Source organism: Kitasatospora sp. NPDC001261 (assembly GCF_042896795.1).
GTDB lineage: Bacteria > Actinomycetota > Actinomycetes > Streptomycetales > Streptomycetaceae > Kitasatospora.
The window spans coordinates 75,323-100,436 of record NZ_JBIAXP010000028.1; the positions used below are offsets into that span (position 1 = coordinate 75,323).

Sequence of the window (25,114 nt, forward strand, 5' to 3'; positions counted from 1 at the left end):
CGCCGTGGCGGCGGGGGGGGCGGCTTCCGGTTTTCCCCCCGGGGGGGGGCGCCGGGGGGGGGGGGGGGGGGGGGGGGGGGGGGGGGGGGGGGGGGGGGCCCCCCCCCCCCCCTCGACAGGTGGTCCTCGGTGTGCCCGACCCCCGGGAACCGGCTCCTCGGTGTCGGCCCCGGAGGCCGGCGCCGGGCCCAGGACCGAAACCGGGGCCAGGGCCAACTCCGGGTCCAACTCCGGCTCCGGCTCCGGCTCCGAGACCAGCCCCGGAACCGAGCAGGACGGACGGCCCGGCTACTGCGGCCAGGCGGCGTCGATGTCGGCGGCGGTCTTCTGGATCGACTGCCCCTCGGCGAACCAGGCGGTCAGCGACTTCCACTCCTGCCCGGCACCCACCGCGGCCGGCATCAGGTCGGAGCCGTCGAAGCGGAAGGTGGCCGACGGGTCCGTCAGCGCCTCCGCCGACAGCTTGTCGATCGGGTCGGTGTAGAGGCTCTTGTCCACGCCCTGGTTGGCCGAGACCCAGCCGCTCGCGGTCTTCACCCGGCTGCTCGCCCAGTCCGAGCTGGACAGGTAGTTCTGCACCGCCTGCACCTCGGGCCGCCCGGAGAAGGCCGCCAGGAACTCGCCACCGCCCTCGACCGGGTTGGCGACCGACGGGTTCACCGCGGGCAGGTGGAAGGCGAAGACGTCCCCGTCCGGGCCGACCTTGGTGCCCTTGGGCCACTGCGCCTCGTAGAAGGAGGCCTGCTGGAGCATCAGGCACTTGCCGCTCAGGATCGGCGTGCCCGCGTCCTGGAAGGTGGTGGTGGCGATCGACTTCACGTCACCGAAGCCCGCGTTGACCCAGGCCGGGTTCTGCATCCAGTCGGCGACCGTCTTCATCGCGGTGGTGATCTTCTGGTCGGAGAACTTCACCTGGTGGCCGACCCACTGGTCGTACACCTCGCCGCCGTACGAGCCGAGCACCACCTCCTCCAGCCAGTCGGTGGCCGGCCAGCCGGTGGCCGTCCCGGAGGCGATGCCGCCGCACCACGGCTTGGCGCCGCCGGCCTTGGCGATCCGGTCGCTGAGCGCCATCAGGTCGGTCCAGGTCTTGGGCACCTCGTAGCCGGCCGCCGTGAAGGCCTTCGGCGAGTACCAGACCAGGGACTTCATGTTGGCGCTCATCGGGGCCGCGTAGTAGGTGCCGTTGACCGAGCCGTACGTCTTCCAGATCGGGCTCCACTTGTCCTGGTTGGCAACGGTCTGGGCGGGCGGCTTCACCACCTTGCCGCTCTTCACCATCTGCGCCAGCAGGCCCGGTTGCGGGATGATCGCGAAGTCCGGGGCGTTGCCGCCGGAGACCCGGACCGGCAGCTGGGACTCGAAGTCGTTCGAGCCCTCGTAGCTGATCCTGATCCCGGTGCACTTGCTGAACTCGGCCCAGGACTTCTCCAGATTGTCCGACTCCGGGCTCAGGATCGAGGCGAACATCGTCACGGTGGTGCCCGAGTGTCCGGCGTACGGCTGGTACTTGGCGCAGTCGCCGGACAGCGAGGCGGCCGATCCGCCTCCGCCGCCACCCGAACCGCCGGAGCTGTTGGAGCAGGCCGCGGTCAGCGCCAGTGCCGCCACCAGGGCGGGCACGGCGGCCAGACGGCGGCGGTAACTCGGTTGCGGCGCGGTCGGGTTGAGGGTCAATGCGGTTCTCCTCGCCAGGGCATGCTGCCGACGGTGGACTGAACGACATTGCGCTGTACCGGAGGTGGGCCTACACGGGGATCGCGGACAGGTTCACGGGAACGGAATCGCGGAACGGGATCATGAGCGGGATCACGAGCGGACGGCGGCCGGACTGATCGAAGACGTTAACGCAGCCGCCGCCCCCCGCCAAGGTCCCCGTTCGACCTTCACAAGCCGGTGTCCCGACCGTGACCCGCGACCGGAAGCCGAAGGCCCCGACCGGACGTTCAGCCGGACGTCCAACCGGACATCCGCCGTAAATCCAGCCAGGGCCTTGCGATATGACCGAACGTCAGAAGAGCCGGACCGGCAGCTCCAGCAGGCTGTTGACCACCAGCGAGGGGCTCGGCCGCAGGTCCGCGTCCGGCACCGCGAGCGACAGCCCCGGGAAGCGCTCGAACAGCGCGGGCAGCGCGACCCCCGCCTCCAGCCGGGCCAGCGGGGAGCCCGGGCAGACGTGCGGGCCGTGGCCAAAGGACAGGTGGCGGGACGGGTCCCGGGTGATGTCGAAGACCTCGGCGGTCACCCCGTGCTGGAGCGGGTCGCGGCCGATCGCGTTGTACGAGACCAGCACCGGTTCGCCGGCCGGGATCACCACCTCGCCGACCGGTATGGGCTCGGCGGCGAACCGGAACAGGAAGTTGCTGGTCGGCGGTGTCCAGCGGAGCGACTCCTCCACCACCGCGTCCCAGGACACCTGTCCCGAACGCACCAGTTCCAGCTGGTCCGGGTGGGCCAGCAGGGCCCGCACCGCGTTGCCGATCAGGTTCACCGTCGTCTCGTGGCCGGCCGCGATGATCACCCGCAGGGTGGCCGCCGCCTCCACGTCGCTCAGCGCCCCGCCCTCCGTGTCGGCCGCCAGCAGCACGCTCGCCAGGTCCTCGCCGGGAGCCGAACGGCGCTGCGCCACCAGGCCGTTGACGAAGGCGTTCAGCCCGGCGACGGTCGCCTGGATGCCCTCCGGGTTCGGCTTGATGCCGAAGAACCGCTCGTACAGGTCGCGCAGCAGGCCGTGGTCCGACTCCGGTACGCCCAGCAGCGAGCAGATCACCGTCATCGGCAGCGGGAAGGCGAAGGCCGTCTTGAGGTCCACCAGCGGCTCGCCCGCCGCCAGCGCGTCCAGCAGCGCGTGGGTGATCTCCTCGACGCGCGGCCGCATCAGCTCCACCCGGCGCGGGGTGAAGGCCTGCGCGACCAGTGCCCGAAGCCGGCGGTGCTCGGCCCCGTCGGTGGTCACCATGCTCGGGCCGGGCACCGCCAGGCCGATCAGCGGCCAGGTCTTCGGGACCTCGCCGCGCTGGTAGGCCGCCCAGTGCGCGGCGTCCTTCACGAGCCGGGCGTCCGTGAGCAGGTCACGCGCGGCGGCGTGCCGCGTCACCGCCCAGGCGGCGACCCCGCCGGGCAGCTCGACCGGCACCACCGGGCCGGCGGCCCGCAGCAGGGCGCCCTCGGCCGCGTTGTCGCGGGCCAGCGGGTCGAGGGCGATTCGGGCCGGGGCAGCGGTCATCGACGTCTCTCTTTCGAAGCTCTGGAGAAGCTCTCTCGAAGCCGTTCGAAGCCGTTCGAAAACAGCCGAAGCCTTTCGGAGGTTTCGAGGGCGTTCGAGGGGTTTCGCGGCTCTTTCGAACGGCGGGTGCGGGTGGATCAGGCCGGGTGGCCGGGGGTGAACGAGACCGGCAGCGCCACCAGCCCGCGCACCCAGGCCGACGGCCGCCACACCAGCGCGTGCTCGGCCACCGCCAGCCGCAGGTCCGGCAGCCGGTCGAGCAGCACCTCGATCGCGGTGGTGGCGATCACCTCGGCCGCCTCCTGGGCCGGGAACGGGCAGCCGTGCTCGCCGTACGAGTAGCTCAGGTGCGCCCGGTTGCCCTCCGCCGGGCGGCCGTCCGGCTGCCGGACCGCCGGGTCGGCGTTGGCCCCGGCGATGCCGAGCAGGACCATGTCCCCCTCGCCGATCCGCTGGCCGCCCACCTGGGTGTCGCGGACCGCCCAGCGTCCGGCGAAGATCTGGGTCGGGGTGTCCTCCCAGAGCGCCTCGTTCAGCGCCTGGCTGATGCTGCGCCGGCCGCCGGCCAGCGAGGCCGCGAACCGCTCGTCGGTGAGCATCAGCCGCAGCGTGTTGGAGATCCAGTACGAGCTCGGCTGGTGGCCGGCGATCAGCAGCACCCGCAGGTCGCGCATCACCTCGTCGTGGGTCAGCCCGGCCGGGTGCGCCAGCATCCGCGAGGCGACGTCGGCGCCCGGGTGCTCGGCCTTCTCCTCGACCAGCGCGAGCATCAGCTCCAGCAGCCGTTGGGCGCCGGCCGGCGCGTCCGGGCCGCCGTCCAGCATGGCCAGCAGCGCCGCGATCAACTGCGGCGCCTGCTCCTCGTCCAGGCCGAGCACCCGGCACAGCACCAGCAGCGGCATCCGGTGCGCGTACTCGGCGACCAGGTCGGCCTCGCCGCGCCCGGCGAACTCGTCGATCAGGCCGTCGGCGATCTCCTCCGCGTGCTTGCGCAGCTCGTACGGGTCGATCCCGGCCAGCGCGTCGGTGACCGCGCGCGAACGCCGGACGTGCTCCTCGCCCTCGGCGTAGAGGATCGAGGGGACGGGGGCCATCATCGGCTTCAGCGGCCAGTCGGCGGGCAGCGTCGCCCAGGCGTGCCAGCGGCTGGAGTCGCGGCCGAACAGCTGCGGCCGGCCGGTCACCTGCTGGAGCTCGCGGTAGCCGATGACCAGCCAGGCGGGCACGCCGCCGGCCAGCTCGACCGGGGCGACCGGGCCGTGCGCGGCGCGCAGCTCGCGGTAGAGCTGGGACGGGTCGGTCTGGAAGCGCGGCCCGTACAGCGGCGTGGCGCCGGCGTGCGCCGGGCAGCCCGGGGGCGGGGTGGCGGCGGGCTCGGTCACGGGGTGCTCTCCTCGTAGATCGCGGTGCGGGGCCCGGCCGGGGCTGGCCGCGCGGCGGGAGCCGTCTCGTCCTCCCCGGCGGCAGCGGCCGGGACGCCTCCGTCGGCCCCGGCCAGGACGGCTCCGTCGGCACCGGCCAGGGCGGCCTCGTCGGCCCCGGCCAAGGCGGCCAGGTGGTGGACCAGGGCGATCAGCACCCGCTTGCCGGACTCGCGGTCGCGCGCGTCGCAGTCCACCAGCGGCACCTCGGCCGGCAGGTCCAGCGCCTCGCGGACCTGCTCCAGAGTGTGGCCCGGCTCGCCGAAGTTGTTGCGGGCCACGATGAACGGCGTGCCGTGGTGCTCCAGCCGGTCGATGGCATACCAAGAGTCCTCCAGGCGCCGGGTGTCCACCAGGACGACCGCGCCCAGGGCGCCGCTGAACAGGCGGTCCCAGAGGAACCAGAAACGTTCCTGCCCGGGCGCGCCGAACAGGTACAGCACCTGCCGCTCGGAAAGGGTGATCCGGCCGAAGTCGAAGGCGACCGTGGTGGAGCGCTTGCCCCAGGCGCCGGCCGGGTCGATGCCCTCGCCCGCCTTGGTCATCACCTCTTCGGTGTTCAGCGGGCGGATCTCGCTGACCGAGCCGACCAGGGTGGTCTTGCCCACGCCGAAGCCGCCGACCACGACGATCTTCAGCGCGTTGTCGGCCGTCGCCCGCAGCGGGGTGCGCGCACCGGCGGGCCGGACGTCAGCAGCGGCCCGGACGTCGGCGACGACGTGGACATCGGCAACGGGCCGGGCCTCCACGGCGGTCCGGACGCCGCCGACGGCCGAGACGTCAGAGCTGTTGAAGGCCATGCAGCACCTGCTTCAGCGTGTCGAGGTCGGGCAGCCGGGCCTTGTTCGGCGCGAACCGGGGGTGGCGGGCGGTGACCGCCCCGGACTCCAGCAGGTCGCCGAGCAGGATCTTCACCACCGAGACGGGCAGCGCCAGTTCCGCCGCCACCTCCACCACGGCGGTCGGGGCCTCGCACATCCGCAGGATCCGGGCGTGCTCCGACTGCATCCCGGGCGCCGGCTGCCGCTCGGCGACAATCAGGGTCACCAGGTCGAAGGCGTTCTCCGGGGAACGGCTGCGGCCCCGGGTGATGGTGTAGAGGCGGTCCGGGTCGTCGTCGCGCCCCGGAAGCACCGGCCCCGGACTCATGCGCCCACCTCGCTTCGCGCGGCGGGGGCGTCGACCCCCGCGACCCCCGCGACCCCCGCGACCCCCGCGACCCCCGCGACCGTCCGCTCGCTCCGCGCGCTCATATGACCGCGCTCTCTTGCGCGGCCTCGCCTTCCGCCGCCCGGGCGGGCGCGCTGAGGTGGACCCCGATCTGCTCGATCAGGCCGTGCATGTTGTGGCCGACCACGCCGACGTCCGCGTCGTCGTCCGTGACCACCGCCAGGTGCGCGCCCTCGCCGGCCGCCACGATGCACAGGATGCCGCCGTGGAACTCGGTCATCGACTGCCGCACGCCGCCGCTGCCGTCGCCGAACTCGATCGAGGCGCCGTGCGCCAGGCTCTGCAGGCCGGAGGCGATGGCGGCCAGCTGGTCGGCCTGGTCGGTACTCAGACCGGCGGTGTGGCAGAGCTTGAGGCCGTCGGCGGAGAGCACCAGGGCGTGCCGGGTGCCGGGGGTCGCCGCCAGCAGGTTCTCCAACAGCCAGTCGAGGTCACGGTCGGTGGCACTGCTCATCAGGTGTCCTTCTCGGTGACGGGGGAAGCGTCGGGCGTGGTGTCGGGGGCTGTGGTCGGCACCCCGGAAGGGTCGGTGGCCGGCGGCCCGGCAGAGTCGATGGTCGGAGCCCCGGCAGGGTCCGTGACCGGCGTCCCGGCGGGGCCCTCGGTCGGAGCCCCGGCGGCGGGCCGCCCGGCCGCCACCGGACGGGCGGCGGCCCGGCGGAACGCGCCGAACCGGCCGGCCGCACCCGCCGCGTCGGTGCCGGCGGGCTTCGCCGCCCGGTCCGTCGCGGGGGCGGCGGTGGCCAGCGTCTGTCCGCGGCGGCGCTGCGGCAGGCCGCTGTCGGTCGTCCGGACGGGCGCGGCCGGCAGCGCGGGCGCGGTGGCGGTCCGCGTCCCGGCCGCGGCCTGCGTCCCGACGCGGGTCCGCTGCGCGGAGGGCGCCGGAGGCAGGGAGGCCGGGGCGGGGCGCGCCGAGGTGAGCGCGGGGCGTGCGGTCTCCGCGGGCGACGCCTGTACCGGTACGGACACCTGGACGGGCGCCGGGGCCGCGGCCGGTGCCGGGTGGGTGACCAGCTGATGCGGGATCAGCATCACCACGCCGGTACCGCCGCGCGCCGAGGGCCGGAAGGAGATCTGCAGCCCGTGCTTGCGCGCCAGCACGCCGACCACCGCCAGCCCCAGGCGGGTACCCGCGGAGAGCGTGGTGAGGTCCAGCGGTTCGGCGGAGACGGCCCGTTCGGCCCGGCGCAGCCAACTGTCGCTCAGGCCCAGCCCGCTGTCCTCGACGGTGACCGCCAGCCCGGCGGGCACCTCCTCGACGTAGACGTGCACCTCGGCCGGCGGGGCGGAGAAGTTGGTGGCGTTGTCCAGCAGTTCGGCCAGCGCGTGCATCACGCCCTCGGCCGCGTACCCGGCGACCGCGGCAGTGCTGGCGTTGTGCAGCCGCACCCGCTGGTAGGCACCGATCCGGCCGAGCGCGCCGCGCAGCACCGACTCCACCGCGATCGGCTTGGCCCAACGGCGGCCCGAGCGGGCGCCGGTGAGCACCGCGATGCTGTCGGCCATCCGACCCGCCTGGGCGGTCGAGTGGTCCAGGCTCAGCAGGTCGCCGAGGACCTCCTCGTCGTGCCGGTGCTGCATCTCGCGCAGCTCGGCGTGCATGCTCGTGGCCAGCGCCTGGACCCGCCCGGCGGCGGTCGCGCACACCGCGAGCGCGGCGGCCCGCAGCCGCTCGCCGCGGCCTATCTCCTCGCCGACGGCACGCAGCAGCGGGTACTGGGGGTGCTTGCGGTGGACGGCCAGCGCACTGTCCACCGCCGCGCCGGCCCGCAGCTTCGCCACCACCTCGGGCAGCACGCCCTCGGTGATCCGGGCCAGTTCGGCGCGCTCGGCCTCGACCCGGGTCCGCTCCGCCTCCGCCCCGGCCCGCTCGGCGTCGAGTTCGGCCCGCAGCCGGGCCAGCTCGGCGTGCGCGGTGGTGACGTCGGCCTCGGCCCGGGCCTGCCCGGCGCGGGCGGCGTCCCGCTCGGCGAGCGCGGCGGCGGCGCGGTCGACGGCGGCCGTCTCGGCCTGCCGGGCCGTGCCCGCGGCGACCAGCGCCGCCCGGGTCTCCTCGTGCTGCGCGGCCAGGTCCTCGGCCAGCCCGCGGGAGCGTTCGACCCCGGCCGCCGCGAGGCCGACGGCGATCAGCCAGAGCACTGTGACGGCGCCCACCGCGAGGGCGGTGAGCGGCTGGTGCGCGCCGAGCGCCCTGGCCACGCCGACCGGCGCGGCGACCAGCGCCAGCAGCACGGCGGCCGCGGTCAGGGCGACGGTGCGCGGCGCGGGCCGTCGGCGCGATCGGCCGTCGGGGCTGGTGGCTTCTCTCATCGGTGCGGTCCTCGGCAACGTCGGCGGGCGGCGGCGCGGGCGGCGGGTCGGCGACGGTTGCGGCCGCCGACAGCTGGTCGGGCGCATACCAGTCCGCCCGGCGACGTAGCGAAACGTCTCCGGGCGTCTGATCGGTTCACGCTTTCGGCCGATCATATCGATTCAGACATAGGCCTCAAGCGGCCAGTTGACGGCCAATCTCCTACCTTCACGCCGCCCACACCACACGGCGACACCCCCGACGCCCACCCGAGCACCACGCCTCACACCGTGGGCGCCCGCCCTGTACCGGCGGCCGCCGACCTCAGCGGCCGCCGAACCGTCGCTTCAGCGCCTCCTCGAAGGTTCCCCGGCCCACCGCCCGATCCGGCGTCAGGTTGCCGCCCGCCCGCAGTCCGCGGCCGGTCGCTCCCGGCAGGGGCAGCGGCAGCAGCAACCGGCGCCTGCCCGCCGCCCGCAGGTAGGCCTCGGCCAGTTCCCGGTACGAACGCACCTGCGGGCCGCCGACCTCCGGGGCGAAGCCGGCGGGCTCCTCCCCTGCCAGGTCCGCGACCGCCGCGGCCACCTCCCGTACGTCCACCGGCTGGCACGCCACCCCGCTCAGCACCGGGAGGACCGGCAGCTTCACGGAGGCGTCGAAGACCTTCAGCACCAGGTCGTGGAACTGCGTCGCCCGCAGCACCGTCCAGCCCAGCCCCGACTCCCGCACCACCCGCTCGCAGGCGAGCTTCGTCGCGTAGTACCCGAACGGCACCCGGTCGATCCCGACGATCGACACGTACACCAGGTGCCGCACCCCGGCCTCCCGGGCCCGGGCCACCAGCGTCCGGACCCCGGCCACGTCCGCCTTCTTCTGCGTGGTCGCGCAGTCCACCACCACGTCGACCCCGGCCATCGCCTCCGCCACCCCGGCCCCGCCGACCAGGTCCCCGACCACCCACTCGACCCCGTCGCCCCCGTCCCGCACCCGCCGGCTCAGCCCCCGCACCGCCACCCCGCGCGCCACCAGCAGCCGCACCACCTCCCGCCCCAACGTCCCCGTCGCCCCGGTCACCAGCACCGTTCCCACCACCGCGCCACTCCTTCCCTGAGGAAACCCGTCACCCCCTACAGACCGGACACCACCCCGGAACGTGACATCGGCACGCCCGGGGGCTCGGGAAAGGGCACACGAAAAAGCGGGGCGAGGACCGTTTGAAGGTCCTCGCCCCGCTTCAGGGGTTCACCTCAGGAGGCGACCACCGGGGTCGGGCACGGTCAGCTGCAGCCGCTGGTGGAGCCGCAGCCCTCGCAGAGGTAGCAGCTGCCGGCGCGGCGCATCTTGGTGCCGCAGGAGAAGCAGAGCGGGGCGTCGGCGTTGAGGCCGAGCTGGATTTCCATCAGCTCCGTGGAGTTGTGGGCCTGCTTCGGGGTCGCCTTGGGTGCCTCGACGACGACGGGGGCCGGGGCCGGGACGGCGGCCGGCTTGGCGGCGACGGGGGCGGACTGGGCGAGCGACTCGGTGTCGAGCTCCTCGGCCTCCAGCGGCTCGTACGAGCCCGTCTCCAGGTGGCGCTGGCGCTCCTCGACGGAGTGGATGCCGAGCGCCGAGCGGGTCTCGAACGGCAGGAAGTCGAGCGCCAGGCGGCGGAAGATGTAGTCGACGATCGACTGCGCCATCCGCACGTCCGGGTCGTCGGTCAGGCCGGCCGGCTCGAAGCGCATGTTGGTGAACTTCGAGACGTAGGTCTCCAGCGGCACGCCGTACTGGAGGCCGACCGAGACGGCGATGGAGAAGGCGTCCATCATGCCCGCGAGGGTCGAGCCCTGCTTGGACATCTTCAGGAAGACCTCGCCCAGGCCGTCGTCCGGGTAGGAGTTGGCGGTCATGTAGCCCTCGGCGCCACCGACCGTGAAGGAGGTGGTGATGCCCGGACGGCCCTTGGGCAGACGCTTGCGGACCGGGCGGTACTCGACGACCTTCTCGACCACGGCGGCCGGGGCGGCCGCCTCGGTCTTGGACTCGGAGTCCTTCTTCTTGGCCGAGAGCGGCTGGCCGACCTTGCAGTTATCGCGATAGATGGCGAGTGCCTTGACACCCATCTTCCACGCCTCGAAGTAGATCTCCTCGATCTCCTCGACGGTGGCGGACTCGGGCATGTTCACGGTCTTGGAAATGGCGCCGGAGATCCAGGGCTGGATCGCGGCCATCATCCGGACGTGGCCCATGGCCGAGATGACGCGCTCGCCCATCGCGCAGTCGAACACCTCGTAGTGCTCCGGCTTCAGGCCCGGGGCGTCCACCACGTTGCCGTGCTCGGCGATGTGGGCGACGACCGCCTCGGTCTGCTCGTCCTGGTAGCCGAGGCGCTTGAGGGCGCGCGGGACGGTGCCGTTGACGATCTGCATCGAGCCGCCGCCGACCAGCTTCTTGAACTTGACCAGGGCCAGGTCGGGCTCGACGCCGGTGGTGTCGCAGTCCATCATCAGGCCGATGGTGCCGGTCGGGGCGAGCACCGAGGCCTGGGCGTTGCGGAAGCCGTTCTGCGCGCCGAGGCGGAGCACGTCCTGCCAGGACTTGTTGGCGGCCAGCCAGACCGGGGCGTCCAGGTCGTCGTGGGAGACGGCGTCCAGCGAGGCGTCGGCGTGCTGCTTCATGACCTGCTGGTGCGGGGCCGCGTTGCGGGCGTAGCCGTCGTACGGGCCGACCACGCCGGCGAGTTCGGCGCCGCGGCGGTAGGCGGTGCCGGTCATCAGCGAGGTGATGGCGCCGGCCAGGGCGCGGCCGCCCTCGCTGTCGTAGGCGTGGCCGGTGGCCATCAGCAGGGCGCCGAGGTTGGCGTAGCCGATGCCGAGCTGGCGGTAGGCGCGGGTGGTCTCGCCGATCTTCTCGGTGGGGAAGTCCGCGAAGCAGATGGAGATGTCCATCGCGGTGATGACCAGCTCGACGACCTTGGCGAAGGTCGCCGCGTCGAAGGAGTCGTCGTCGCGCAAGAACTTCATCAGGTTCAGCGAGGCGAGGTTGCAGCTGGAGTTGTCCAGGTGCATGTACTCGGAGCAGGGGTTGGACGCGTTGATGCGGCCGGACTCCGGGCAGGTGTGCCAGTGGTTGATCGTGGTGTCGTACTGGATGCCGGGGTCGGCGCAGGCCCAGGCGGCCTCGGCCATCTTGCGGAACAGCTTCTTCGCGTCGACGGTCTCGATGACCTCGCCGGTCATCCGGGCGCGCAGGCCGAATTCGGTGCCGTTCTCGACGGCGGTCATGAATTCGTCGTTGACGCGGACCGAGTTGTTGGCGTTCTGGTACTGGACGGAGGTGATGTCGTCCCCGCCGAGGTCCATGTCGAAGCCCGCGTCGCGCAGGGCGCGGATCTTCTCCTCCTCCTTCACCTTGGTCTCGATGAAGGCCTCGACGTCCGGGTGGTCCACGTCGAGCACGACCATCTTGGCCGCGCGGCGGGTGGCGCCACCGGACTTGATGGTGCCGGCCGAGGCGTCGGCGCCGCGCATGAAGGAGACCGGGCCGGAGGCGTTGCCGCCGGAGGAGAGCAGTTCCTTGGAGGAGCGGATCCGGGAGAGGTTCAGGCCGGCGCCGGAGCCGCCCTTGAAGATCATGCCCTCTTCCTTGTACCAGTCGAGGATCGAGTCCATGGAGTCGTCGACGGACAGGATGAAGCAGGCGCTGACCTGCTGGGGCTGCTTGGTGCCGACGTTGAACCAGACCGGCGAGTTGAAGCTGAACACCTGGTGGAGGAGGGCGTGGGTCAGCTCGTGCTCGAAGATCTCGGCGTCGTCCTTGGAGGCGAAGTAGCCGTGCTTCTCGCCGGCGGCGCGGTAGGTGAGCACCACGCGGTCGATGATCTGCTTGAGGCTCCACTCGCGCTGGGGGGTGCCGACGGCGCCGCGGAAGTACTTGGACGTGACGATGTTGACGGCGTTGACCGACCAGAAGTCGGGGAACTCGACGCCGCGCTGCTCGAAGTTGATCGAGCCGTCACGCCAGTTGGTCATGACGACGTCCCGCCGCTCCCAGCGGACCTCGTCGTACGGGTGCACGCCAGGAGTGGTGTAGATGCGCTCCATCCGGAGACCGCCCTTCGGGGCCTTGGCGCCCTTGGCCGCGGCCTTCTCGGACTTCGACCCGCGTGCGGAACCGCTCGTGGTGTCTGTCACTTCTCGCTCCTCCTCCTGGGCAAACGCCCGAAGTGCCCTGAAAAGTCCGGGCACTGCTGGTTCGTTCTTCCGGTGTGCGGGCAGGCAGGAACCCTGCCTGCTTACGCACGGTTTGTAGTGTTCTGTGCCCCGTTTTCGGGCACGCGTGGGCCCCGCGGGGCCGTGGTGGTGCGGGTGGCTGGGCCCGCGAGGGGCCCGGCGCCTCCTAGGGCGCGGCGGCGGACACGGACACGCAGGTGTCGTCCGCCTCGGGGGTGCGGGGCCGTTCTGCGCGGAGCTCCGCGATGGCGGCCTCGAAGTCTTCCAGTCCGTCGTACGCCTGGTACACGGAGGCGAAGCGCAGGTAGGCGACCACGTCGAGTTCCTTGAGCGGGCCGAGTATGGCCAGCCCCACGTCGTGGGTGGTCAGCTCGGCGCTGCCGCTGGCGCGCACGCACTCCTCGACCCGCTGGCCGAGCTGGGCGAGCGCGTCCTCGGTGACCGGGCGGCCCTGGCAGGCCTTGCGGACGCCGGTGATGACCTTCTGCCGGGAGAACGGCTCGGTGACGCCGCTGCGCTTGATGACCATCAGCGCGGCCGTCTCCACCGTGGTGAAGCGGCGTCCGCAGTCCGGGCACTGCCGACGACGGCGGATGCAGCTGCCGTCCTCGGTGGTCCGGCTGTCGACAACACGGCTGTCGGAGTGCCGGCAGAAGGGGCAGTGCACCTCGGGATCCCTCCCTGGCAGAACGTTCGGACCTGTTGAGTCTATGCGATGCGCCCCCGGCCTGGGCAAGCTGATCATGCGGGGCGACCACTAGTACTGGGCACGGAGAGGACTGTAGCCACTACATCTAGGAGTCTGGGGGAGGTGAGCGCCTTGGCGTGTCGATGCCGCGAGGGGCCCGATTAGACTGCCGGGGGCGAGTTTCGCTCGAACATTTACTCGATGTACAACAAAGCCTTGATCGAGTCAGTCAACTCCCGAATAATTCACTCGAACGTGTGTTTGGCGCAACCTTTCGATAGGAGGCGCGTTGGGCTGGAAAAGGGGAGAGGACAGCCGTCGAGAGGGGCCGCCGTGAACACGATCGAAAGCAACACCATCCCGGTGCAGGAACACTCCCAGTTCAAGGTGGGGCAGCGCACCACGAATCAGCAGGGTGTGGACAGCAGCATGGACCGTAGCGAAGACCACCGCCTCTCCGGCGCGGCCCTTTCCGGGGCGACCCGCGTTCCCGACCAGCCGATCGAACACTCCACCGCCATGGACGACTCCCACACCTCCCCCGCCCGGGCGATGCCAGGTCGCCCCCCCGGCATCCGCACCGACGAGGCCGGTCTCACCGAGCGCCAGCGCCGGGTGATCGAGGTCATCCGGGATTCCGTCCAGCGCCGCGGCTACCCGCCGTCCATGCGCGAGATCGGCCAGGCCGTGGGCCTGTCCAGCACCTCCTCGGTCGCCCACCAGCTGATGGCCCTGGAGCGCAAGGGCTTCCTGCGCCGGGATCCCCACCGCCCGCGCGCCTACGAGGTCCGCGGCGTCGAGGTGGCCCGTCCGAACACCGCCGAGACGGCCGGCCGCCCCTCCACCTCCTACGTCCCGCTGGTCGGCCGGATCGCCGCCGGCGGGCCGATCCTGGCCGAGCAGACGGTCGAGGACGTCTTCCCGCTGCCCCGCCAGCTGGTCGGCGAGGGCGAGCTGTTCGCGCTCACCGTGCGCGGCGACTCGATGATCGAGGCGGCCATCTGTGACGGCGACTGGGTCACCGTGCGCCGCCAGCCGGTCGCCGAGAACGGCGACATCGTGGCCGCGATGATCGACGGCGAGGCCACCGTGAAGCGGCTCAAGCGCGAGGACGGCCGGATCTGGCTGATGCCGCACAACCCGGCGTACGAGCCGATCAACGGCGACAACGCGACCATCCTGGGCAAGGTCGTCGCGGTCCTGCGCCGCCTCTGAACGGCCCTGTGCCGCCCCTGGGCGGCCCCGTGCGCCTCTGAGCGCACCCGCGCCGCCTCGGCGCGCACAGCAACACGCACCAGCACGCACCGCACCACCACACACACCGGGAAGGGGCTCCTCCGCACAGTGCGGGGAGCCCCTCCGGCGTTCCACGGGCCGGGCGGCCGGGGCCCTCAGCCCCGCTTCACCACCGGCCGCACCGGCGCCGCCGAGGCGTCGATCGACGCCAGCGAGCGGCGCACCTGGTTGCGGTCCGTGGTGTACCAGAACTCCGGCATCGAGGAGCGGAAGAAGCTCCCGTACCGCTTGGTCTCCACCCGCGGGTCCAGCACCGCGACCACGCCCCGGTCGTCGGCCGCGCGCACCAGCCGGCCCGCGCCCTGCGCCATCAGCAGCGCCGCGTGCGTCGCCGCGACGGCCATGAAGCCGTTCCCGCCGCGCTGTTCGACGTCCTTCTGGCGGGCGCTCATCAGCGGGTCGTCCGGCCGGGGGAACGGGATCCGGTCCATCACGACCAGCTGGCAGGCCGAGCCGGGCACGTCCACGCCCTGCCAGAGCGAGAGCGTGCCGAACAGGCAGGTCGTCGCGTCCGAGGCGAACTCCCGGATCAGCTCGCCGAGGGTGTCCTCACCCTGGAGCAGGACGCGGTGGTCCAGCCGCTCGCGCATCGCCTCGGCGGCCGTCTGGGCGCCGCGCATCGAGGAGAACAGGCCCAGCGTCCGACCGCCGGCCGCGCCGATCAGCTCGGCCAACTCGTCCAGCATGTCGGGCCGTTCGGGATCGCGCCCGGGGTCGGCCAGGTGCTTGGCGACGTACAGGATGCCCTGCTTGGGGTACTTGAACGGCGAGCCGACGTCGATCCCGCGCCAGTGCGGCACCGCGTCCTCGCCGAAGCCCGCCTCGGCGTCCGGGTTGTCCCCGGCGGTGCGGACGTCCGGCAGCCGCGTCTCGGAGGGCAGGCCGACCGAGGCGGCGACGCCGTTGAAGTCCCCGCCGAGCTTGAGCGTGGCCGAGGTGAGGACGACCGAGCGCTCCTTGTACAGCCCCTCGCGCAGCAGCCCGGAGACGCTCAGCGGGGCGACCCGCAGCGAGGCGGTGCCCAGCCCGTAGCGGTCGCTGCGCTCGATCCAGACCACGTCGTACTCGGAGTCCTCCAGCAGCCGCTCGGCCGTCTCGTGCAGCGCCTCGGCCGAGGCCATCGCCTGCTTGCGGACGGCGTCCTCGTCGCTGAGCCCCTTGTCCCTGGTCTCGCCGAGCGAGGTGATCACCTGGCGGGAGGCGTCCCGGATCGCGGTGACCGCGTACGCGAGGTACTCGGGCAGCTCCTCGACCCGGCCGGGCTGGGCGGTCTCCATCAGGCCGTGGTAGTTCTCGGCGGCGGCCTGGAGCGCGTCCACCGCCTTCTCGTTGGCCAGCCGCGCGGCCCGCTTCACCGCCCGGTTGACGGCGCCGACGGTCAGCTCGGCGGTGGCCGCGCCGGTGACCCGGTTGACCAGCTCGTGCGCCTCGTCCACGATCAGCAGCCCGTGCTCGGGCAGCACCGGCGCGCCCTCGATCGCGTCGATCGCGAGCATCGCGTGGTTGGTGACCACGACGTCCGCCAGCTTGGCCCGCTCCCGCGCCTTCTCCGCGAAGCACTCCTGCCCGTACGGGCAGCGGGTGGCGCCCAGGCACTCCTTGGAGGTGACCGAGAGCTGGGCCCAGGCCTTGTCGGAGACGCCGGGGCTGAGGTCGTCGCGGTCCCCGGTGTCGGTCTCGTCGGCCCAGTCGCGCAGCCGCAGCACGTCCTTCCCGAGCTTCCCGGTGGGCCCGCCGAGCGCGTCCACCGGATCGAACAGGCCCTCGCCCTCGTCGCTCGGGGTGCCTTCGTTGGCCCGGTGCAGGCAGAGGTAGTTGGAGCGGCCCTTGAGCATCGCGAACAGCGGGCGGCGGCGCAGCACCGGGTGCATCGCCTCGACGGTGCGCGGCAAGTCCCGCTCCACCAGCTGGCGTTGCAGCGCCAGGGTGGCGGTGGCGACCACCACCCGGTCGCCGTGGGCGAGCGCGGGCACCAGGTAGGCCAGGGACTTCCCGGTGCCGGTGCCGGCCTGGACGAGCAGGTGCTCGGCGTGGTCGACGGCGTCGGCCACGGCCTCGGCCATCCGGACCTGGCCGGGGCGCTCCACACCGCCGACGGCCGCCACCGCGGCGTGCAGCAGTTCGGGGATCCGCGAGCGCGGGACGGCGACGGCTTCCTCGGCCTCGTCGCCGAGGACTGCCGCCCGCTGGGATTCGGAGTCGTGGGATTCGGAGTCGTTCGTCATGACCCTCCCAGCCTACGGGGCGGGGGTGACAATCCGGTCCCGTTGCCCGGGCATCCGCACGTCCACGGCGACCAGCGCGTTCGGCACCGTCCCGTACCGGGCGGCGTGCGGGCGGTGCGGGCGGTCCTGGTAGCCGTCCATCAGCAGCCGGTTGCGGTTGAGGCAGAGCCGGTCGATCCGGGGGCGGAACAGGTCGAACAGCTCGAAGCGCTCGCGCAGCTCGGGGAAGCGGTCCTGGTAGCGCAGCACCTCGGCGCGCAGCAGGGCCCAGAACTCGGTCTCGGGCAGTCCGGTCTGCGCCTCCAGCAGCGGGGCGAGGAAGCGGAAGACGCCGATGAACAGCCCGGAGTGGATGAACTGGCAGAGCCCCTGCGGGCTCTCCCGCAGCAGCACCTCGGCCACCTCGTCGGGCAGGCCGCGCAGTTCGGGCAGGTCCTGGGCGCTGAGGTTGACGTCGTCCACGAAGTCCTTGACCGCGAGCCGGACCGGCGCGTCGGTGGGGTCGAAGACCACGATGGCGTTCTCGCCGTGCGGGGAGAAGACCAGCCCGTAGCGGTAGAGGAAGTGCAGCAGCGGCGGCATCATCGCGGCGAACAGCCGGGCGGTCCAGTCGCCGGGGAGCAGGCCGGAGCGGTCGATCAGCTCGGCGGCGAGCGCCCGCCCGTCGGAGCCGGTCTGCAGCAGCGAGGCCAGGGTGCGGGCGCGCTCGCCGCCGTCCAGGAAGGGGCCGAGCGGCTGGCGCCAGATCGCGCCGAGCAGTTCCTTGTACTGGTACGGCGCCTCGGGCAGCTCGCGGTAGAGCGGGTGGTCGACGGTGACGGAGGCGATCTCGCCGAGCAGGATCACCCGGCACTCGTCGCGCAGGTACGGGTCGGCGTCGCGCAGTCCGAGCAGCCAGGCGGTGACGGCGGGCGCGGCCAGCGTGCGCTCGACCGGCAGGCCGCGCCAGACCAGGGTGTTGAGGATGGACAGCGGCAGCTTGACGGTGCAGCGCTCGGGGTGGGCGGTGTTGAAGAAGGAGCGGATGGACTGCTGGGGCAGCCGTGGGTCGCCGTCCGAGGGCAGCGGGACGATCTCGCCGGAGGCGATCCAGGGCGCGAACAGCGGCAGGACCGTCTCGTCCCACTGCCAGGGGTGGACGGGCAGCAGCAGGTAGTCCTCGGCGTCCGGGCCGAGCGCGGCGCGCAGCGCGTCCACGTCGTCGAGCTCGCGGGCGTACAGCTGCTCGGGCCGCTCCAGGCCGGGCACGCCGCGGTACTCGGCGAGCCGGCGGTGCACGGCGATCCACGGCAGCGGGCGCGGGCTGCGGGCCTCCGGGGCCCAGCGGGCGGCGTCGGCGGCGGAGAAGCCGATCCGGCCCTTGTTGGGGACGATCCAGGGGTGGCCGGTCTGCCGGCCCTCCAGCGCGGCGTGGTCGAGGTCGGCGAGTTCGGCGGCGGTCAGCGCGGTGGCGAGCTGGCGGGCGTCGGCGGTGAGGGTGGCGGAGAGCTCGCGGATCAGGTGGCCGGTGGTCTCGCCGCGCAGGCCGAGGGTCTGCCGGGCGTACGGGAGGAAGCGCAGCGGGTCCAGGCCGTCCGGGCGGGAGCAGCGGACGGACTCCGGGGCGACCTGCCAGCTGTCGTAGGAGCCGCGCCGGGCGGTGAAGCGGTACTCGGCCTCGGGCAGCTCCAGTCGGTACTCGCCGGGCTCGTCGCCGGGGACGGGTCGGAGCAGTTCCTCGTAGGCGAACTCGCCCAGCATCTTGGCCAGCAGGGCGCGGCCGGCCCGCTGCCAGTGCCCGGCGGTGAGGTGCGGGGGCAGGTGGAGCGGCGGTTCAGCGGCCGACGGTTGCGGCACGGGTCAACTCCTGGGGGCGGGGGACGGCGGGGGTGGGCTGTTCTACGGGACCGGCGGGGGTGGGCTGTTCCACGGGACCGGCGGAGGTGGGCTGGTCGGCGGGCCCGGCGGGGCCGGGCGGCGCGAAGCCGGTCCAGGCGGTGCGGCCGGGCAGCCGGTGGACGGTGCGCCCGGTGACGGCGTTGAGGATCACGGCGGCCCGGTGGGCGCCGAGTCCGAGGTCGGGGGTGCCGACGCCGTGGGTGTGCAGTTCGGCGTTCTGGACGTACAGCCCGCCGGTGAGTCCGGGCCGGGTGGCGACCCGGTGGTCCGGGTCGACCCGGTAGCGCCCGGCCTCGTCCCAGTCGATCAGTTCGGCGAGCGGTTCGAGCGCGGCCGGGCGGGCCGCCCGGTAGCCGGTGGCGAGCACCACGGCGTCGGTGCGCAGCAGGTGTTCGGCGCCGGAGTCGGTGTGCCGGCAGTGCAGTTCGAGGCCGCCGCAGGGGCCGGGGCGGGCGGCGGAGACGGCGGTGCCGGGGGTGATCTCGACCGGGGCGGCGTCGATCGGCCGGCCGATGGTGCGCTCGTAGAGGTGGTCGTGGATCTCGGCGAGGGTCTCGGCGCTGGCGGCCTTGTGCAGCTGCCACTGGGCGGTGACCAGCGCGTCCCGGACGGCCGCGGGCAGGCCGTGGAAGTAGCGGGTGTAGTCGGGGGTGAAGTGCTCCAGGCCGAGCTTGGAGTACTCCATGGGGGCGAGCGCCCTGGTCCGGGTGAGCCAGCGCAGCCGGACGTCGTCGCCCTCGTGGCGCCGGAGCAGGTCGAGGAAGACCTCGGCGCCGGACTGCCCGCTGCCGACGACGGTGATGTCGCGGGCGCCGGCCAGGTCGGCGCGGCGGTCCAGGTACTCGGCGGAGTGGAAGGCCCGCGGGTGGCCGGCCAGCGCGGCGAAGGCCTCGGGCAGCACCGGCCGGGTGCCGACGCCGAGGGCGAGGTTGCGGGCCCTGACCTCGGAGCGCCGGCCGGTCGCGGTGTCGGTCAGTTCGGCGCGGTACCAGGGCGCCTCCCAGTGCAGGGCGGTGACCTCGGTGCCGAAGCGGCAGTTGGCCAGCCGCTCGGCGGCCCAGCGGCAGTAGTGGTCGTACTCGCGGCGCGGCAGCTGGAAGCGCTCGGCGAAGTAGAACGGGAACAGCCGGTCCTGGTCGCGCAGGTAGTTGAGGAAGGACCACGGGCTGGTCGGGTCGACGAGGGAGACCAGGTCGGCGAGGAACGGCACCTGCATCCGGGCCCCGTCGACCAGCATCCCGGGGTGCCAGCGGAACTCCGGGCGCTGGTCGCAGAAGAGCGTGCGCAGGCCGGGGACGGGTTCGGCGAGTGCGGCGAGCGAGAGGTTGAACGGGCCGATGCCGACGCCGAGCAGGTCGTACGGAGGGGGTGTCGAGGTGTCCACAGGGTCGTCCTAGGCGGGGAGTTGGGCCTGCGCGGCGGGCCCGTCGGCCCGGTCGCGGACCATCAGGGCGGCGCGCTTGTCGGGCAGGTCGAGTTCGGCGGCGGCCCGGAATCCGGCCCGTTCGAAGGCCCGGACGGACCGCCGGTTGCGGACGTCCGGCTCGGCCACCACCCGTTCGCAGCGCGGATTCCGGCGGAGAATCAATTCTGCGAGGGCGGCCAGCAGGACGGCGCCCAGGCCGCGGCCGCGGCTGGCGGCGGGGCCGAGCAGCAGGTGCACGCCGGTGTCGTACGGCCGGGCCGGGTAGTGCGCGGCGAGCGGGTCGAGGTCGGCGCGGTAGACCTCCCAGTAGCTCATCGGCTCGCCGTCGAGCAGGCCGAGGCACGGGAGGCTGCGGCCGTCGCCGTCCAGTTGGGCCCGGACGTGCCGTTCGGTGACCTCCGGCGGCCCGGCGAGCTCCCAGAAGGCGTCGACCTCGGGGTCGTTCATCCACCGGGCGAGCAGCGCCAGGTCGGCGGGCAGCCGGACCGGGCCGAGCCGGAACTCGCCGGCCGGGGTGGGGACGGCGCCCCACCCGGACAGGCCGTCCGGCACCCGGCACCCGTCGTCCGTCATCAGGCACCCGCCACCGGGTTGGGGATGTCCACGTACACGGACTGGCTGGCGACCGGGCCGACCAGTTCGTCCATGCCGTTGACCCGGGTGAGCAGGTTGGCCTTGCAGGGCAGCGCGGGCGCGTCCAGCAGCAGCGCGGGCAGCGCCGAGCCGGTGGCGGCGGCCCGGGGGCCGGCCAGGAACCGGCGCAGCGCGGCCAGCAGCACCGTCTCGTCGGCGAGCCGCTGGGAGCCGAGGGCGCCGATCAGGCCGAGCACGTGGTTGATGCCGAGGTAGTAGGCGAAGTGATGGTCGATCACGTCGTCCGGCAGGAAGGTGTCGCTGTCCGCGCCGAGTCCGGGCAGCCGGGCGGCGAGCCGCGCGGCGGCGCTCTCCCGGTAGTAGTAGCCCTGGTTGTCGCGGTAGCGGCCGCCGCAGGGCCAGCCCTCGGCGTCCAGCAGGACGAGGCTGTTCTGCTGGTGCGCCTCCAGGGCGATGCCGCCCCGGCCGTCCAGCCAGAGGATGGGCAGCACGACCGCGTCCAGGTAGCGCAGGAACCATTCGGCGGCCACCGTCGGCAGCGGGCGGGCGCAGCGGACGGCCAGGGCCCGCAGGGTGTCGCCGAGCCGGGAGGGCACGGTGTCGCCGGTGCCGAGCGGCTGTTCGGCGACCAGGCCGGCGACGCACAGCGCCCGGTCGGTGGGCGCGAAGGGCTGGGCGCGCAGCACGGTGTCCAGGCCGCCCGGGTCGCCGAGGGCTGGGTGGTCGACGCCGATCCAGGCCGGGTCGCGGACGATGTCGAAGCCGGGGTGGGCGGCCCGCCACTCGGCGGCCAGCCCGCTCTCCAGCAGCCGGTGCATCTCCAGGCCGCGGTGCAGTTCCTTGCGCAGGTTCTCCCGGCGGGAGTTGGTGATCCGCAGGCCGAGCGAGAGCTTGAGCATCCACGGGGTGCCGGGCCGGTAGACGGTGCGCACCGAGGAGGTGGGGTACCAGGGGTCGCCGGCCGGGCCGAGGTCGTGCAGCAGCCCGTCGGCGAGCAGGGCGGCGACGGCCGGGCGGTGGGCGAGTTCGCGGGCCTGCCAGGGGTGCAGCGGGACGGCGGCGGTGCCGGGCGGCAGCGGCACGGCGCCGTCGAGCAGTCCGGCGGTGAGCCGTTCGGCGCTCTCGGCGACGGCGGAGCCGGCCGCGAGCAGTTCGCGGTCGACGGCGTACCAGTGCAGTTGGAAGGAGCCGTGCAGTTCGGGCGAGTAGGCGGCGCTCTGGGCCGGGCCGAGGCCGTCGCGGCTCTTCGGCGTGGGGTGCAGCGGGTGGCCGAGCAGCAGGGACTGCTCGGCGGCGAGGAAGTGCGAGCGCTCCGGCCCGCCGGGCACGGCGGCGGTGCGGCGGTGGGCGAGGATCTCGGCGGTGCGCACGACCGAGTCGCCGACCCTGGCGGCCAGGTCGGCGACCTGGCCGGGGTCGGGCCGTTCGGCGGCCGCGGCGGCGAGCAGCGCGGCGGCGGTGACGGCGTCGACGGGGGCCTCGCGGACGTCCCCGGCCGGGCCGGTCTCCCCGACCGCGAGGGTGGCGGGTCCGAAGCGGTGCCAGCCGCCGGGCGACCAGTAGCGGACCGGGGCGGTGAGCCGGGCGGCCCCGCCGAGGACGGCGATCCGCAGCCAGCCGTCCGGGCCGGGCCGGGCTCCGGTCTCCCGGGTCCAGCAGCGCAGCAGGGCCTCCAGTCCGGCCTGTTCGGCGGCGACGGCCGGGTCGGGGTGCAGCAGGAGGTCGTGCCCGTGGGCCCGCTCCACGGTGGGCGACGGTACGGGCGGGGCGACGGTGAGGGCGGCGGTGCTCAAGGCTGCTCCTTGGGGCGCGTGGGGGTGCGGACGCGCACTGTGGTGGAGGGGTCGGCGGGCGCTCGCACCGTCGCGTCAGGTAAGGGTTACCTATCCCTGACGGGTGATCACAAGGACGGCTCACTCGTCAGGGTGAAGATCGGGGATTGTCCACCAACGGGGCCCGATGCCCTGCTGCGTCGGCGGACCGGGCGGGCCCGGATCACGGATCGGTGACCTCCGGCCCGCACCGCAACCCGGGGGGCGGGCAGCGCCGTCCTCGTCCGCGATGGAAGACTCCATGGCGGCGAACCGCCGCACCGCGAACCGGCCGGACACGCACCACCGCGGTGCGCAACCGCCGGCCGTGACACCACCGGGCGGCCCGGCACCGACCGGCACCGACCGACCGAGCACAGGGGGAAGCGCACAGATGCCCACGATCCACCGGTCAGCCCTGGCCGCCGCCCTGGCCGCGGGCACCCTGCTCGCCGTGACCGCCTGCGGGCCGGACGGCCCGGCGGGCGGCGGGACGAGCCCCGCACCGCCGCCCTCCACCGAGTCGACCCAGGCCGCGGGTTCGGGCGGCGTGATCGGCGGGATCCCGCTCCCGTCCGGGCTGCCGACCAGCCTGCTGGAGGGACTGCCCAGGAGCTGGGACGACCTGAAGAAGTGGAAGTACGAGGACTGGGACAAGTGGGCGTCCAAGCACGTCTTCAACAACCCGGTGGTGAAGGACTTCTGGGACCCGGACAAGATGGGTGACTCCAAGCCCGCCGACCCGGCCCCGCCCACCGCCAAGCCCGCCCCCGCCACGCCCAAGCCGGCCACCGACGACGGCGTGACCGACCCCGATCCCGCGGCGGTCAAGGCCGTGACGGTGCCCCGCCCGTACCTGAAGCAGCCCTCCGGCAAGGTGTTCTTCTCCGCCCAGGGCGGCCGCGGCAACTGCTCGGCGACGGTGATCGCCGACCCCCAGCACCCGGGCAAGAGCAACCTGGTCTGGACGGCCGGGCACTGCGTGCACGAGGGCAAGGGCGGGAACTTCTACAAGGACCTGGTCTTCGTGCCCGCCTACAACAACTCCGGTGCCTCCAGCGGCGGCAAGCGGGCCCCGCTGTCCGAGCTGGCCCCGCTCGGCACCTGGTGGGCCGACCAGGTCACCACCTCGCCGCAGTGGATGGTCGAGGGCGGCGGCACCGGCGACGCCGCCAACCAGTACGACTTCGCGGTGATGCGCGTGCACAACCAGAACGACACCGGCAAGTCCCTGGAGGAGACGGTCGGTTCGGCCGTCCCGGTCTGGTTCGACGCGCCGCGCGACCAGCTCAAGGTCTCGGCCGTCGGCTACCCGCTCGCCAAGCCGTTCGACGGCCAGGAGCTGTACAAGTGCGACGGCGGCAAGCCCACCCGGCTCTCCTTCGACGCCAAGCGCCCGACCATGCTGACCATCGGCTGCACCATGACCCAGGGCGCCAGCGGCGGCGGCTGGTTCGCCACCATGCCGGACGGCCGGACCGCGCTGGTCAGCAACACCTCGATCGGCACCCAGGAGCACACCTCGCTGAGCGGGCCGTACCTGGAGGCGGTCGCCCGGCAGGCGCTGGACTGGATCTCCAAGAAGTAGCCGCCGCCGACGGGGGGTAGGGAACCACCAGCACAGCACGGGGGGACGAGCCAGCATGCCGAGAACCACCAGCCGGCGGCGCCGGGCCGCGACGGGCGGCGCCGCGCTGCTCGCCGCGCTCGCGCTGGGCGCGGCCGGGTGCGGCCCGGACGGCCCCGCCCGGCCCGCCACCGCGCCCCTCGCCCTGCCCAGGTCGTCGCCCACCAGCCCGGGCGACCTGAGCGGCTGGAAGGTGGACGACTGGGCCCGCTACGTCGCCGAGAGCGCCTTCGCCAACGACGCGGCGCCCGGCGCCTGGACGGCGGCCCGGATGGACGCCGCCAGGCCCCGGCCCACCCCGGAGTACTCGCTGACCGCCCCCGCGGCGGCCGGCGTCGAGCGGGACGCCCCGCCCGCCGCCGTCCCGGCCAAGCCGCAGCCGCACCCGTACGGACCGGTCGGTTCGGTGGTCGGCCGGCTCTTCGCGACCACGTCGCAGGGCGACGTGTCCTGCTCCGCCACCGTGGTCTCCGACCCGGTCAACCCGGGCCGCAGCAACCTCGTCTACACCGCCGCGCACTGCCTGCACGACGGCAAGGGCGGCGGCTGGCTGAAGAACCCGGTCTTCGTGCCCGGCTTCAACCGGGACGGCCAGGCGGTCCACGGCAAGGCGAACGCCGACCGGCTGGTCGCCCCGTACGGCCGGTGGACGGCGGTGCGCGCGCTGGTCTCGCCGACCTGGCTCCAGGAGAGCGGCGTCGGCGCCCACCACCAGTACGACTACGGCGTCCTGCGGGTGCGCGGCGAGGACGGCTCCGGGAGGTCCCTGGAGGAGACGGTCGGCGGCTCGGTGCCGATCTGGTTCAACGCCCCGCGCGACCAGATCACCGGGACCGCCGCCTACGGCTACCCGGCCGAGCGGCCGTTCGACGGCCTGGAGCTCGAGCACTGCGACTCCCCGCTCGCCCCCGGGCTGCTCTCCTTCGACCGGGACCGCCCGCCGATGTACGTGATCGGCTGCACCATGACGGCGGGCGCCGCCGGCGGCGGCTGGTTCGTCATCCGGGACGGCAAGCCCAACCTGGTCAGCGTCGGCGCGGTCGGCAACCGCAACCCGGCCGGCTACCAGGCCGGCCCCTCCCTCCAGGACCAGGCGAAGCAGGCCTTCGACTACTTCGCCAAGAACGTCCGGTAGCACCGCCGGAGACACGGAGGGGCCCCGGGACGGCGATCCGTCCCGAGGCCCCTCCG

Annotated in this window: 18 protein-coding genes; 3 read left to right on the forward strand and 15 right to left on the reverse strand. The window is 73.6% G+C overall.

All coding sequences use genetic code 11. The features are described from left to right. Positions 1-288 precede the first annotated feature (288 nt). The 10 genes from ACFY4B_RS32025 to nrdR form a co-directional block, all read right to left on the reverse strand. Positions 289-1,677: an ABC transporter substrate-binding protein gene (locus tag ACFY4B_RS32025; RefSeq protein WP_387973878.1), complete on the reverse strand. Its 1,389-nt coding sequence runs from the start codon at positions 1,675-1,677 to the stop codon at positions 289-291. Between the two features lie 334 nt (positions 1,678-2,011). Beyond that, complete coding sequence (locus tag ACFY4B_RS32030; RefSeq protein ID WP_387973881.1) at positions 2,012-3,226, reverse strand: cytochrome P450; 1,215 nt, start codon at positions 3,224-3,226, stop codon at positions 2,012-2,014. Positions 3,227-3,363: 137 nt separating this feature from the next. Continuing rightward, positions 3,364-4,608, reverse strand: coding sequence for a cytochrome P450 (locus ACFY4B_RS32035; protein WP_380741622.1), 1,245 nt, complete (start codon positions 4,606-4,608; stop codon positions 3,364-3,366). After that, positions 4,605-5,309 carry an ATP/GTP-binding protein gene (locus ACFY4B_RS32040; protein WP_387973942.1) on the reverse strand — a complete coding sequence of 235 codons (705 nt, stop codon included), beginning with the start codon at positions 5,307-5,309 and terminating at the stop codon, positions 4,605-4,607. Before ACFY4B_RS32040 ends, ACFY4B_RS32035 begins: the two co-directional genes overlap by 4 nt. Before the next feature lie 118 nt (positions 5,310-5,427). After that, a complete protein-coding gene (locus ACFY4B_RS32045; RefSeq protein WP_049653110.1) occupies positions 5,428-5,796 on the reverse strand; it encodes a DUF742 domain-containing protein in 369 nt (122 codons plus the stop codon). Between the two features lie 100 nt (positions 5,797-5,896). Further along, a complete protein-coding gene (locus ACFY4B_RS32050) occupies positions 5,897-6,331 on the reverse strand; it encodes a roadblock/LC7 domain-containing protein (RefSeq protein ID WP_049653112.1) in 435 nt (144 codons plus the stop codon). Further along, a complete protein-coding gene (locus ACFY4B_RS32055) occupies positions 6,331-8,187 on the reverse strand; it encodes an ATP-binding protein (protein WP_387973885.1) in 1,857 nt (618 codons plus the stop codon). Before ACFY4B_RS32055 ends, ACFY4B_RS32050 begins: the two co-directional genes overlap by 1 nt. Before the next feature lie 304 nt (positions 8,188-8,491). Next, a complete protein-coding gene (locus ACFY4B_RS32060) occupies positions 8,492-9,259 on the reverse strand; it encodes an SDR family oxidoreductase (protein ID WP_387973888.1) in 768 nt (255 codons plus the stop codon). Positions 9,260-9,444: 185 nt separating this feature from the next. Beyond that, positions 9,445-12,339, reverse strand: a complete 2,895-nt coding sequence (locus tag ACFY4B_RS32065) for a vitamin B12-dependent ribonucleotide reductase (RefSeq protein ID WP_387973891.1) — start codon at positions 12,337-12,339, stop codon at positions 9,445-9,447. A gap of 205 nt (positions 12,340-12,544) precedes the next feature. Continuing rightward, positions 12,545-13,045: a transcriptional regulator NrdR gene (nrdR, locus tag ACFY4B_RS32070; RefSeq protein WP_049653458.1), complete on the reverse strand. Its 501-nt coding sequence runs from the start codon at positions 13,043-13,045 to the stop codon at positions 12,545-12,547. A 354-nt stretch (positions 13,046-13,399) separates the two neighbouring features. Here nrdR and lexA point away from each other — a divergent pair, with 354 nt between their 5' ends. Then, positions 13,400-14,281 (forward strand): transcriptional repressor LexA, encoded by an 882-nt coding sequence (gene lexA, locus ACFY4B_RS32075; RefSeq protein WP_310593172.1) that lies wholly within the window; start codon positions 13,400-13,402, stop codon positions 14,279-14,281. 176 nt (positions 14,282-14,457) lie between these two features. Here the strand turns inward: lexA and ACFY4B_RS32080 are convergent, their stop codons facing one another. From ACFY4B_RS32080 to ACFY4B_RS32100, 5 genes are read right to left on the reverse strand one after another with little or no spacing between them, the layout of a single operon-like run. Next, positions 14,458-16,587, reverse strand: a complete 2,130-nt coding sequence (locus ACFY4B_RS32080; RefSeq protein WP_079272798.1) for an ATP-dependent DNA helicase — start codon at positions 16,585-16,587, stop codon at positions 14,458-14,460. A gap of 12 nt (positions 16,588-16,599) precedes the next feature. Then, positions 16,600-18,423, reverse strand: a complete 1,824-nt coding sequence (locus ACFY4B_RS32085) for an IucA/IucC family protein (RefSeq protein WP_387973894.1) — start codon at positions 18,421-18,423, stop codon at positions 16,600-16,602. Next, positions 18,401-19,849 carry a lysine N(6)-hydroxylase/L-ornithine N(5)-oxygenase family protein gene (locus ACFY4B_RS32090; protein ID WP_387973897.1) on the reverse strand — a complete coding sequence of 483 codons (1,449 nt, stop codon included), beginning with the start codon at positions 19,847-19,849 and terminating at the stop codon, positions 18,401-18,403. The genes ACFY4B_RS32085 and ACFY4B_RS32090 overlap by 23 nt, the downstream gene beginning before the upstream one ends. A gap of 9 nt (positions 19,850-19,858) precedes the next feature. Next, positions 19,859-20,572, reverse strand: a complete 714-nt coding sequence (locus tag ACFY4B_RS32095; RefSeq protein WP_387973945.1) for a GNAT family N-acetyltransferase — start codon at positions 20,570-20,572, stop codon at positions 19,859-19,861. Then, a complete protein-coding gene (locus ACFY4B_RS32100; RefSeq protein ID WP_387973900.1) occupies positions 20,464-22,278 on the reverse strand; it encodes an IucA/IucC family protein in 1,815 nt (604 codons plus the stop codon). The genes ACFY4B_RS32095 and ACFY4B_RS32100 overlap by 109 nt, the downstream gene beginning before the upstream one ends. A gap of 412 nt (positions 22,279-22,690) precedes the next feature. Between ACFY4B_RS32100 and ACFY4B_RS32105 the strand changes: the two genes are divergently transcribed. Together ACFY4B_RS32105 and ACFY4B_RS32110 are read left to right on the forward strand one after the other, a co-directional pair. After that, positions 22,691-23,884 (forward strand): serine protease, encoded by a 1,194-nt coding sequence (locus ACFY4B_RS32105; protein ID WP_049658939.1) that lies wholly within the window; start codon positions 22,691-22,693, stop codon positions 23,882-23,884. Between the two features lie 55 nt (positions 23,885-23,939). After that, a complete protein-coding gene (locus ACFY4B_RS32110; protein ID WP_049658941.1) occupies positions 23,940-25,058 on the forward strand; it encodes a serine protease in 1,119 nt (372 codons plus the stop codon). Positions 25,059-25,114: the final 56 nt, after the last annotated feature.